At 66.0% G+C, this 11838-nt stretch carries 10 protein-coding genes and 1 tRNA gene; 7 read left to right on the forward strand and 4 right to left on the reverse strand.

Annotated elements, in window-relative coordinates; genetic code table 11:
• Positions 1–2 precede the first annotated feature (2 nt).
• The gene (locus E5675_RS05050) at positions 3–1016 is read right to left on the reverse strand and encodes an NAD-dependent epimerase/dehydratase family protein (protein WP_136173619.1); all 1014 of its coding nucleotides are present in this window, start codon (positions 1014–1016) and stop codon (positions 3–5) included.
• A complete protein-coding gene (locus tag E5675_RS05055) occupies positions 1013–2365 on the reverse strand; it encodes a UDP-glucose/GDP-mannose dehydrogenase family protein (RefSeq protein ID WP_136173620.1) in 1353 nt (450 codons plus the stop codon). The genes E5675_RS05050 and E5675_RS05055 overlap by 4 nt, the downstream gene beginning before the upstream one ends.
• A gap of 311 nt (positions 2366–2676) precedes the next feature.
• Here E5675_RS05055 and E5675_RS05060 point away from each other — a divergent pair, with 311 nt between their 5' ends.
• From E5675_RS05060 to E5675_RS05080, 5 genes are all read left to right on the forward strand, one after another.
• The gene (locus E5675_RS05060; protein ID WP_136173621.1) at positions 2677–3945 is read left to right on the forward strand and encodes an aldehyde dehydrogenase family protein; all 1269 of its coding nucleotides are present in this window, start codon (positions 2677–2679) and stop codon (positions 3943–3945) included.
• Between the two features lie 68 nt (positions 3946–4013).
• Positions 4014–4952 carry a hypothetical protein gene (locus E5675_RS05065; protein ID WP_136173622.1) on the forward strand — a complete coding sequence of 313 codons (939 nt, stop codon included), beginning with the start codon at positions 4014–4016 and terminating at the stop codon, positions 4950–4952.
• Between the two features lie 158 nt (positions 4953–5110).
• Positions 5111–5968, forward strand: coding sequence for a UTP--glucose-1-phosphate uridylyltransferase (locus tag E5675_RS05070; protein WP_136173623.1), 858 nt, complete (start codon positions 5111–5113; stop codon positions 5966–5968).
• A 1-nt stretch (position 5969) separates the two neighbouring features.
• Positions 5970–8147, forward strand: a complete 2178-nt coding sequence (locus E5675_RS05075; RefSeq protein ID WP_136173624.1) for a polysaccharide biosynthesis tyrosine autokinase — start codon at positions 5970–5972, stop codon at positions 8145–8147.
• A gap of 44 nt (positions 8148–8191) precedes the next feature.
• Positions 8192–9565 (forward strand): hypothetical protein, encoded by a 1374-nt coding sequence (locus E5675_RS05080; RefSeq protein WP_136173625.1) that lies wholly within the window; start codon positions 8192–8194, stop codon positions 9563–9565.
• On the opposite strand, the gene E5675_RS05085 is transcribed toward E5675_RS05080, so the two are convergent.
• Both E5675_RS05085 and E5675_RS05090 read right to left on the reverse strand, forming a co-directional pair.
• Positions 9566–9641 (reverse strand) — tRNA-Thr (locus E5675_RS05085).
• Between the two features lie 58 nt (positions 9642–9699).
• The gene (locus tag E5675_RS05090; RefSeq protein ID WP_136173626.1) at positions 9700–10572 is read right to left on the reverse strand and encodes a hypothetical protein; all 873 of its coding nucleotides are present in this window, start codon (positions 10570–10572) and stop codon (positions 9700–9702) included.
• Positions 10573–10634: 62 nt separating this feature from the next.
• On the opposite strand from E5675_RS05090, the gene E5675_RS05095 reads away from it, so the two are divergent.
• The gene (locus E5675_RS05095) at positions 10635–11207 is read left to right on the forward strand and encodes a NifU family protein (protein ID WP_136173627.1); all 573 of its coding nucleotides are present in this window, start codon (positions 10635–10637) and stop codon (positions 11205–11207) included.
• 23 nt (positions 11208–11230) lie between these two features.
• On the forward strand, positions 11231–11824 hold the full coding sequence (locus E5675_RS05100; protein WP_136173628.1) for a malonic semialdehyde reductase: 594 nt from the start codon (positions 11231–11233) through the stop codon (positions 11822–11824).
• The last annotated feature ends 14 nt before the right edge of the window (positions 11825–11838 follow it).

The following is an 11838-nucleotide window of genomic DNA, read 5'->3' on the forward strand; positions in this document are numbered from 1 at the left end:
GCTCAGGCCACCGCTGCCATCGGCCCTCTTCCACCATTTTCTATTTCGCTGAGATACCAGTCGACGAACCGCTCGATCCCGCGGGAAAGCGGTACCTTGGGGCTATATCCGGTGAGCGCGTTGATCGCCGAGATATCGGCATAGGTCGCGGTCACGTCGCCCGGTTGCATCGGCCGCATCAGCTTGACCGCCGGCCGGCCGAGCGCGCGCTCGAGCATCGCGATCATGTCCATCAGTCCGACCGGATTGCAGTCGCCGATGTTGAGGAGCCGGTGCTGGCCGCTCGCCGGCGGCCTGTCGAGCACGCCGATGACGCCATCGACGATGTCGTCGATATAGGTGAAATCGCGCGCCATCTGGCCCTCGCCGAATACCTCGATCGGTTGGCCGAGCAATATCTTCTGCGCAAAGCCGTAATAGGCCATATCGGGCCGGCCCCACGGGCCATAGACGGTGAAGAAGCGCAGCCCGCTGAGCGGTAGTTTGTAGAGCGTGGCATAACTCTGGCTCATCAATTCGCAGCTGCGCTTGGTCGCAGCATAAAGCGAGACGGGCGCGGTGCAGGGTTCGTCCTCGCGGAACCCTGCGCCGCCGATCGGACGGTCGCCATAGACCGAGCTCGACGAGGCATAGACGAGATGCTCGATAGTGCCGGCGTGGCGCGCCGCTTCGAGCACCGCGAGATGCCCTTTGAGGTTGCTGTGCTCATAGGCGAAGGGGTTTTCGAGGCTGTAGCGCACGCCAGCCTGCGCGGCGAGGTGGACGATGCGGCGAATGCCGTTCGCCTCGACCAGCTCGCTGACCAGCCCGGGGCTGGCGATGTCGCCATCGATAAGCCGGAAATTGAAATTGCCGGCCAGGCGCGCCGTGCGCGCTTTCTTCAGCGCGACGTCATAATAGTCGGTGAAGCTGTCCAGGCCGATCACCCGCTCGCCGCGCTCGAGCAGCCGCTCGGACACGGCATGGCCGATAAAACCGGCGGCGCCGGTGACGAGGACGGGGCCGTCGTCCTTCACGCCGCGCGCCTCTCGCCCGAGAGTTCTTCATCGTCGTCGAGCTTGTTCGGGCGGCCGATACCAACATAGCGCAGACCCGCCTCTTCGGCCTGAGCGGGCCGATAAATGTTGCGCAGGTCGACGAGCAGCGCATCGGCCATCGCGGTCTTGAGGCGCGCCAGGTCGAGCGCTCGGAACGCGTCCCATTCGGTGACGATCACCGTCGCCGCCGCGCCGGCTGCTGCGGCGTAAGCGGAGGACGCATAATCCACGTCGCTGAGCACCGCTCTGGCCGCGTCCATGCCCTCGGGATCATAGGCGCGCACCTTGGCGCCGGCGTCCTGCAGCGCCTGGATGATCGCGATCGAGGGTGCGTCGCGCATGTCGTCGGTATTGGGTTTAAAGGTCAGGCCGAGCACAGCGACCGTACGGCCGCGGACCGGCCCGTCGATCGCCGCAAGGATCTTGCGGCCCATCGCGCGCTTGCGCTGCTCGTTGACGGCAACGGTCGCCTCGATCAGCCGCAGCGGGGCGTCATGGTCCTGCGCCGTCTTCATCAGCGCGAGCGTGTCCTTGGGAAAGCAGGAGCCGCCGTAGCCCGGTCCCGCGTTCAGGAATTTGCCGCCGATCCGGTTGTCGAGCCCGATGCCGCGCGCGACCTCCTGCACATCGGCGCCGACCTGTTCGCACAGGTCCGCCATCTCGTTGATATAGGTGATCTTCATCGCGAGGAAGGCGTTCGCCGCATATTTGATCAGTTCGCTCGTGCGCCGCCGGGTGAAGACGATCGGCGCCTTGTTCAGCGACAGCGGGCGATAGACCTCTTCCATCGGCGCGCGGGCGCGTTCGTCCTCGATGCCGATGACGACGCGGTCGGGGCGCTTGAAATCCTCGATCGCCGCGCCTTCGCGCAGGAATTCGGGGTTGGAGGCGACGGCGAACTCGGCCGCGGGATTGCATTCGCGGATGATCCGCTCGACCTCGTCGCCGGTGCCGACGGGAACGGTCGATTTGGTGACGATCACGGTAAAGCCGCTCAAGGCGCCCGCGATCTCGCGCGCCGCGCCATGGACATAGGAGAGATCGGCGTGGCCGTCGCCGCGCCGGCTCGGCGTGCCGACCGCGATGAACACAACGTCCGCGGCGCCAACGGCTTCGGAAAGCTCGGTTGTGAAGTCCAGATTGCCCGCGGCGACATTGCGCGCGACCAGATTGTCGAGCCCGGGCTCATAGATGGGAATGCCGCCGGCGCGAAGCCGGGCGATCTTGTTCGCGTCCTTGTCGACGCAGGTCACATGATGGCCGAAATCGGCAAAACACGCGCCCGAAACGAGCCCGACATAGCCGGACCCGATCATTACGATACGCATTACGCGTTGCTCCCTATTTATATGAAGGCGATTATGCTGCGCTTGCGAACAATCATCCCGGATAGCCCTCGCCCGTCAACTTGGCAGCTTTGAAAAGAGGCAATTCGGAGGCGAAGCGAATGCGCCCGCAATTCCGATTCAAAATGGGGCAGAATTAAAAAAGCGAGAGAAATTTAAGGAGATAACTCGCGACTTTGCGCAAACGAAGATCGAGCGTTTTGGATGCGATGCGACGAAACGTTTCGACTTGAACTTGCCACGCGTCGGCGCGGGACTACAAGCTGGATGCGATAAACTGTGGGAAGGGCAGGATGCTGGAAGCGCAACGCGCGGCATTTTTCGCCGACCTGCCGGTGTCGCTGGGGGTTCGCCGCGACCGGCTGGGGCGAGCGATGCTGATGATCGAAGAAAATGCCGATGCGCTGTGCGCAGCGCTCGCTGCTGATCAGACGAATCAGGATGTCGAGTCGGCGAGGCGCTCCGAAGTGGTCCCGGCACTGGCGGTGTTGCGCGCGGCGCGAAACAGCGTCGGGCAATGGATGCGCCCCGAAACCGAGGGCCGGTTGCTTGCGCGGCTTTGGGGCGGCGGTGACTATGTCGAATATCTGCCGGTCGGCGTGATCGGAATATCGGCGCCTGCCTCGCTGGCATTGCTCCAAGTGGCGACTGTCCTCGCCGGGGCATTTGCCGCGGGCAATCGGATAATGCTGAAATTCGATACCGCCTCGCCGCGGCTGGGCGAGCTGATCGACCGGCTGGCGCCCGGTTTTTTCGATCCGCTCGAATTGGCCGTCGCTTCGGACGCGGCCTTTGCGGGGCGCGCATTCGATCTGCTCGTAACCAGCGAAGAACAGGGCGATGGCGTGACGATCGCGCGCTCGGGCAAGTCGCCGGTCATCTTCGGGCGCTCCGCCGATTTTGCGCGGGCTGCGGACAAGGTGATCGCGGACAAGCGCGTCCGGGGCGGACGGCTGCCGCTGGCGCCCGACTATCTGCTCGTGCCCGACGAGCAGGAAGAGGCGATCGCCGCCTGGCTGTGGCGCGCGGCGATGCAGCCGGCCGCGAACGAAGCGGCGCCGACCGCTGCCGAACAGGCGCGATGGATGCGGCTGTTGGACGACGCGCGCGCGCGCGGAGGCGAGGTGATGACCGCGCGCCCGCGGGGGACGGAAATTCCGCTCCACATCGTCCGCCATGCCAGCGAGGACATGCTGGTGATGCAGGAGGATGTCGAGGGTCCGATCCTGCCGTTGTGCAATTATGCCCGGATCGAGGACGCGATCGCCACGATCCACCGCCGCACGCCGCCGCATGCCATATATTATTTCGGGCGCGACGGTATCGAGCGCCGGCATGTGCTGGGGCGCACCCTGTCGTCGGCGATAGCGATCGACGGGCGGGCGCTGTCTCCGGTTACGGCGGGCGCGGACATGACACTCAACATCGGCTCGGGGGAAGCGGGCTTTCGCCGGTTCAGCCGAACCCGGCGCGTCTGCCGCCCACCTTTCTTCGGTCTCGCGACCCGGTTCGCGATCAAGGGCGGCGACGACCTTTCCGGGCCGGCACCCGCGCTGCACTGATCCCGGGCACACCACGCCGCGCCGCATCGCGCTCGCTCTGACGCGCGCCGACACCCTAACGCGGCCTCATGGCAGACACGTCCTCCCGTCGCGCCGCGAGCGCGGTTCAGATCGCAGCGGACGGCGAGCCGGTCTATGTCGTGCGCTCGGGCGCCGCCTATCGCGCCGTGCGCGCCCGCGAGGTCGGCAACGGCCTGTTCGTGATTCGCGAGCCGGTCCGCGACGTGCGGATTTCGGACGTCAGGGTGGCGAGCGGTTATCGCGTCATTGAAAATACCGCTGCGCCCGGCTTGGCGGCCGCAGGCTGCATCGGGCTGCACGTGCGCGGGGCAAGAGCGAGCGATCTCGAACGCAGCTTCGCGCGGATCCGCTATGACAGCCGCGACGGCGTGATCGAGGATGTGAGCGCGAGCGGCAGGCTCACCACCGGTTCTACCGACCTTCCGGTCGGCATCGGATTCGCCGACGCTGCGCATGATTTCCGGATCGAGCGCTGTTCGATGCGCGGATTTCAGTGGAAACGCGGCGACTCGCAATATTGGAACGGCGACGGCTTCTCGACCGAGCGCGGCAATGCACGTTTTCTATTCCGCAACTGCGCCGCTTGGGACAATAGCGATGGCGGTTTCGACCTGAAGTCGACCGAGACTTTGCTCGACGATTGCATCAGCGGCCGCAACGCGCGCAACTTCCGGTTGTGGTCGAGCATTCGCGCGACGCGGCTCGTCAGCGTCGATCCGATCAAGATTGGCGGAATCGGCGACACGAACCATTTTTCGATCATGGCGGCTAAAGGCGGGAACGAGCCCCTGGTCATCTATATCGAGCATCTGTCGGTGAAGAGCGATCGTGGCTGGCCGATCTTCGACGTTCATAACGGACCCGCCAGGATTATCATCGGCTCGCATGATATCCAGGTGCCGCGCGGAACGCAGCTGGTCCGCTCGCGAGGCGGGGGTTCGGTGCCGGGCGGGGTGTCCTTCAAGGGCGAACCGCCGAAGCTTTGAAATAGCCCCGACGCACTTTGGACACGCTTCGACGCCGGGCTCTTGCTGCAATGCAGCGTAAGGGCGCAAACCGCGCCCGTCAGCACGTGGCGATCGTGTCTGGCGAGCCGAATACTGGTTTTTGGGGGGGAACCCAGTGACCAGAAAAGGGTGGAAAAATGCGAAAGATACGCAAGGCCGTGTTCCCCATTGGCGGCCTTGGAACCCGGTTTCTTCCGGCGACCAAATCCATGCCAAAGGAAATGCTGCCGGTCGTCGACCGGCCGCTCATTCAATATGCCGTCGACGAGGCGCGCGAGGCGGGGATCGAACAATTCATCTTCGTCACCAGCCGCGGCAAGAGCCTGATCGAGGATCATTTCGATCACGCCTTCGAGCTTGAGGAAGCGATGGCGCGGCGCGGCAAATCGCTTTCCGCGCTCGACGGCACCCGCCCCTCGCCGGGCGATATCACCATCGTGCGGCAGCAAGAGCCGCTCGGGCTCGGCCACGCCGTCTGGTGCGCGCGTCGCCTTGTCGGTGACGAGCCCTTCGCCGTGTTGCTGCCCGACGATTTGATGGTCGGCGAGCCCGGCTGTCTCAAGCAGATGGTCGAAGCCTATAACGACCTTGGTGGCAATCTGATCTGCACCGAGGAAGTGGCGGCAGACCAGACGCATAAATATGGCATCGTCACCCCCGGAGCGCAGGCGGGGCCGATCACCGAAGTGAAGGGGCTGGTCGAAAAGCCGGCGCCCGATGTCGCACTGTCGCGGCTCGCGATCATCGGCCGCTATATCCTCCAGCCCGAGGTGATGGACGTGCTCGGCAGTCAGGAGGAAGGCGCGGGCGGCGAGATTCAGCTCACCGACGCGCTGGCGCGAATGATCGGCCAGCAACCCTTCCACGGCGTCACCTTTGCGGGGACGCGCTATGACTGCGGCGACAAGAGCGGTTTCGTGACTGCGACGCTCGCGCTCGCGCTCGGCCGTCCCGATATCGCGCCCGCGGTCCGCGCTTTCCTGGCTGCCGCGTGACATGGATGCACTTTCACGGCGTACGTCGCTTCGTCAGGAAGCGGATCCGCAGGTCGATCGCGGCGCGCTGATCGACCTGCGCCATATCGGCGGGATTTTGCGCCGGCGATGGATGGTGCTGTGTGCGGCGATGGTCGCGGCGATCATCGTCGCGACCGCCGCCTATCTCGTCGCCGAGCCGCGCTATCTCGCCACCGCGCAGGTCGCGCTCGAACGCACGGCGGAGCGGGTGATCGACGTCGATGCGGTGACCCCGACCGCCGATCCCGATTCGGCGGCGGTCGACACCGAAGTGCAGGCGCTGCGCTCGCCCGAGCTGATCGGGCGGGTGGTCGACCGGCTGCGGCTCGCGCGCGATCCCGCGTTCAACGAGGCCGCGGGGCAGGGCGGTCCCGCAGCGCAGCCCGACCTGATCGGGCGGCAGCGCGCGATCGGCGCGCTGCTGGGCGGCCTGACGGTGAAGCGCGACGGGCTCTCCTATGCGATCAGCGTGTCTTACGAAGGGAATACGCCGGCGCAGGCGGCCCAGATCGCCAATGCGCTGGTCGACGACTATGTTTCGGGACAGGCGGGTTCGAAGGCCGAGGCGACGCAGCGCGCGCAAGGCTTTCTCGAGAAGCGGCTTGAGGAGCTGCGCACGCAGGTGCTCGGCGCCGAGCGAGCGGTCGCCGACTATCGCGCCGCGAACAATCTTTTCGCCGTTTCCGAAGCCAGCACGGTGACGCAGCAGGAATTGTCGGGTCTTTCGACGCAACTCGCGCAGGCCAAGGCGGAAAATGCCGCGGCGCAGGCGCGACTTTCGGCAGCACGCGCACAGGTGCGCGGTGGACGGAGCGGTGAGGAACTCGGCGACTCGCTCGATTCTCCGGTGGTCAGCCAGCTCCGGGCCCAGCGCGCCGAGGCCGCGCGCGAGGTGGCGGCGCTCGAAAAACGCTATGGTCCGCGTCATCCTGCGCTGGTTCAGGCGCAGAACCAGCTCCGCACCGCCGACCAGCATATCGCCGCCGAGGTAAAGCGCATCGTCGCCAACGCGTCGATCCAGGCGAGCATCGCCAATCAACGCGCGGCTTCGCTCGCGGGCTCGGTCGCGCAGACTCAAGGCAAGCTCGCGAGCGACAATGAAGCATCGGTGCGGCTGGCCGAGCTGGAGCGCAACGCCGAATCGTCGCGGACTCTCTATCAGGCCTTCCTCGACCGCTATCGCCAGACGGTCGCGCAATCGGGGCTCGAGCGCAGCGATTCCTATATCGTCAGCCGTGCGCGCGTTCCCGGTGCGCCCAGTTCGCCTAACATGCTGATCTATGCCGCAATGGCGGTGGTCGGCGGGCTCGGTATCGGGGTTCTGCTCGTGGTGCTGCTGCAATTGCTCGAGCGCGGGCTCGAGACGAGCGACGCGATCGAGGAAGCCTTGGGGTTGGCGACGCTCGCCTCGATCCCCGACGCGCGCACCTTGCCTGGCTATCGCAAGTCGGGGCTGCCGGCGCCGCCCGCGGAGCTGCTGATCAAGCGGCCGCAATCGACCTATGCGGAGGCGTTCCGGGCCTTGCGCACCTCGATCCAGTTCGCCGAGGCGGCGAAGCCGGTCCGTGTCGTCGCGATTACCTCGGCGGTGCCGGGCGAGGGCAAGACGACGACCGCGATGGGTCTTGCCCGCGCGATGGCGGCGACGGGCGGCAAGGTGCTGCTGATCGACGCCGATGCGCGCCGGCGTGCATCGAGCCGGCAGTTCGCCGAGGGCGTAACGCTCGGCCTCGACGAAGTGCTGGCAGGCGAGGCGACCCTCGATCAGGCGATTGTCAAGGACAGCCTGTCCGACGCCTGCTTGCTGCCGCAGCGGCTCGATTCGAAGGGTATCGGCCTGACCGAGAGCCCGCGGCTCGCCGAGCTGATCGAACAGGTGCGCGACCGCTACGACCTCGTGATTCTCGACACGCCGCCGGTCCTGCCGGTCGACGAGGCGCGCGTGATCGCCAGCATGGCGGATGGCGTCGTCTTCCTCGTACGCTGGCGCAAGACGCCGTCGAAGGCGGCGTCGGTGGCACTGCGCCGGCTCTACGACGTCCATGCCGAAATGCTGGGCGCGGTGCTGACGCTGGTCGATGTGCGCGAGCAGGAACGCGCCGGCTATGAGGATGGCGGCACCTTCCTCAAGGCGTACCGCCACTATTATGCCGACTAGGTCGTGACGTCATTTATGAGTTCACGACCTAGCCGGGCGGCGCCGTGACCGCGCAGCCGCTGCCCTATGGCCCGGCCTTCGGGCCCGGCATATTGGTGCCCGTCACGCTGCTGCTGCTCGTCCCGCTGGTCGTCGCGGCGCGGCGGGCGGGCGGCATGGCCGGGGCTTTCGTGGTCGTTGCGCTGTGGCTGCGCACCACCGCGGGCGCCTATCATCTCTATATGTTCCAGCCGCTTGCGGGCGGACTGTCGGGTAACGCGCTGCTTTCGGTCGCGGTGACGGGCTTCGGGCTGCTTTTCGTCGTGCGGTCCGCCAATCTCGCGCTCAAATGGCTCGTGCCCGTCTATGTGCTCATCCTGCTCGCGCTGGTCAGCGCCGTCCTCAACGGCGATCCGGTGGGCGGCGTCAATGTCGCGGTCAAATATGCCTATATGATCGTGATACTGCTCGCGGCTTTCCAGGCGCTGCGCCGCGATCCCGAGGCGCGCTTTCTGACCTGGGCGATGGTGTCCTTCCTGCCCTTGCTCGTCTTTCAGGCGCTGTCGCTGGCGCTTAACATGCCCAAGGGGGCCGAGGATGGCGACGGGCTCGTCTGGATCGGCGGCTATAATCACGAGGCGGCCTTTTCGGTCGCGCTGCTGACGGGGTTCCTCGTCGGCGGCCTCGCGCGCTCGGCGCCGCGCGCGGTGCGGATCGCCTTTCTGTCCGTGACGCTCATTGCCATTCTGCTCGCTGGTTATCGCACCACGATCCTCGCGCTCGCGCCGCTCGCGCTGGCGATCTTCCTCGGCGGGGTGACGATGAGCGTACGGCGCGACCAGCGCGGGGCGATGGCGGTGACGGCGACCGTCGCGGGGGCGCTGCTCTTTGCGATCGCGGCGCTGCTCTATCGCGAGAGTTTCGCCGACCTCGCCGCGTTCCTCGCGGACCCGGCGGCGCTGATCAAACCGCCACGCGAGTTCGATCTGCTCGAACGGCAGGTGATGTCGGGTCGCCCGCTGATCTGGAGCAGCTATATCTATGCCTGGGCCGACGGCACGCCGCTTCAGCATTTGTTCGGCCTCGGACCCGAAAGCTGGGAGGGCGTGTTCAAAGTCTATCCGCACAACACGCTGGTGGCGACGCTCTATGAACTCGGCTGGTTCGGCGTCGCGGCGATGATTGCCTTGTGGACGGCGATGTTCGCGGCGGCGGCGTCGGCGCGCGGCGACCGCTTCCTGCTGATCGCCGCCCATTTCGCTTTCTTCCTGCTCAATATGGCGACGATGCCCTTCTGGCAGGTCGAGGGGCTGGCGTTTTATGGCCTGCTCTGCGGTTACACCGTCCATGCGGCGCGTGCGGCGACGCGGCGGGGGACAGTCTCTCCGGACCGGTTTGCTTACCGATTGCCAGAAGGCCGCGGGATTCGGGTGCGATGATGGTGCCGGCTACAGGATTCGAACCCGTGGCCCCCTGATTACAAATCAGGTGCTCTACCAACTGAGCTAAGCCGGCGCTCGCGCTCCCCTAAGCATTTTTCGGTCCGATGGAAACAGCGGACGTGCGGGAATCGTCAGACGATGCCAAAAGTCCAGCCTTCGGTTCGGGCGAGGGCCGGGGTCAGCGGCGACGGCGACCAGGGGGCGTCGTTGTTGGCGATCGCGCGCAGCCAGGCGGCGGTCAGCAGCGCGTCGCTTGCATGGTCACTGACGTGGCCCGCGAGGCCGGCGGGGGCCGATCCCAATGAAGCCAGCGCCGCGTCGAGCGCCGCGCCGTCGCGGATCTTGCTGCGTCCCGGCGGCAGGCCGGCCGCGCGCGCCGCGAGGCTGGTATAGATTTCGACGAGCAGCGGACCTCGAGCGGGAACCGGATCCATCGGCCACAGCGGTATCCGGCCCGATAACCGGTGCAGCAGGCGCATGCCGGCGAGGCTCGCCTTGCCGACCTGCGCCGCGCCGACAAGATTGAAATTGCTGACGCTTGCGGCCTGTTTTGTCGCACGCTGATGTTGCTCGACGACGCGCAGGCGACCGACGCCGGGGACGAACAGATCGCCGATATCGCCCTGGCCGTGGCGGAAATGGCGCCGGGCGTCGGGGTGCGACAGGAACGCGCGGGCTTCATAATGCGGATCGACGCGCGCGAGCCGCTCGACCAGCGCCCAGAGCGCCCGGATATCGGCGGGGCTTTCGCTCCATTCGGGAAAATAGGCGCCCGCGTCGGCAAAGGCGAAGGCGGCCGAGAAATCGAAGCCGATCAGCATGTCCTCGCCTGCGGTGGCGACATCCTCCAGCCAGGCGAGGACTTCGGCGCGCGACCAGATATGGCCGGGTCGTACGAGCGCGGGCGCCGCTGCACCGCTCGCCACGGCGAGCGCGATCCCGCGCTGGCGCTCGCCGCGGGCGCCCGACCAGTCGAGGGCGGCGAAATGGGTGAAGCGACGCATTGGCGGGCTTTAGCGCTGTCAAGCGCCTTGCACAAAGGGCGACGGAGCCCCACATGCGCCCCATGCTCATCGAAACCGAATCGACGCCCAATCCCGCGACGCTCAAATTCCTGCCCGGCCGGGCGGTGATGGAGGCGGGAACCCGCGACTTCGCCACCCCCGAGGAGGCCGAAGCCTCGCCGCTTGCGAGCGCGCTTTTCTCGCTTGGCGACGTGACCGGCGTGTTTTTTGGCCGCGATTTCGTGTCGGTGACGATCGCCCCCGGCGCCGAATGGGCCGATGCGAAGCCCGATGTGCTCGGGATCGTGATGGATCATTTTCTCGCCGACGTGCCGCTGTTCAATGCCGCGAGTGCGGGTTTCTCGGTTCCGGCCGAGGATGAGGGCTTCGCCGACGATCCCGCCGACGCCGACATCATCGACCAGATCAAGGAACTCATTGAAACGCGCGTTCGCCCCGCGGTCGCCAACGACGGCGGCGACATCATCTACCGCGGTTTCGACAAGGGCAATGTGTATCTGAAGATGCAGGGCGCCTGCGCGGGCTGTCCGTCCTCGACCGCGACGCTGAAGAATGGCATCGAGTCCCTCTTGAAACATTATGTTCCCGAGGTAACGGCAGTTCACGCCGTTTGATTTTTTCCTCGAGGAGTTAGCCCATGAGCGAGCCGCTTTCCGACAGCGCTCTCGACCAGCTGTTTCGCACCGCGCGCACCTATAATGGCTATCACGACAAACCCGTGACCGAAGCGCAGCTGCACGCGATCTGGGACCTGATGAAATTTGGCCCGACCAGCGCGAACAGCCTGCCGGCGCGGATCGTCTGGTGCGTGTCGGACGAAGCAAAGCAAAAGCTCGCCGCGCACGCCATTCCGGGCAATGAGGAAAAGATCCGCAAGGCCCCCGTTACCGCGATCATCGCGATGGACACCGAATTCTACGAGCATCTGCCCGAATTTTTCCCGCATACCGACGCGCGGAGCTGGTTCGCGGGCAACGACGCGCACGCCGAGACGACCGCGTTTCGCAATTCGAGCCTGCAGGGTGCCTATTTCATCCTTGCCGCGCGCGCGCTCGGGCTCGACACGGGCCCCATGTCGGGTTTCGACAATGCTGCGGTCGACAAGGCCTTCTTCGCTGGCGAGCCGAAGGTGAAGAGCAACTTCATCTCGACCCTCGGCTATGGCGATCCCGCGAGCATTTTCGAGCGCAGCCCGCGCCCCGATTTCGCGCGCTTCAACCGCATCGCCTGACCGGCGCGCGTTCC

The organism is Sphingopyxis sp. PAMC25046 (assembly GCF_004795895.1).
In the GTDB taxonomy this organism is placed as follows: domain Bacteria; phylum Pseudomonadota; class Alphaproteobacteria; order Sphingomonadales; family Sphingomonadaceae; genus Sphingopyxis.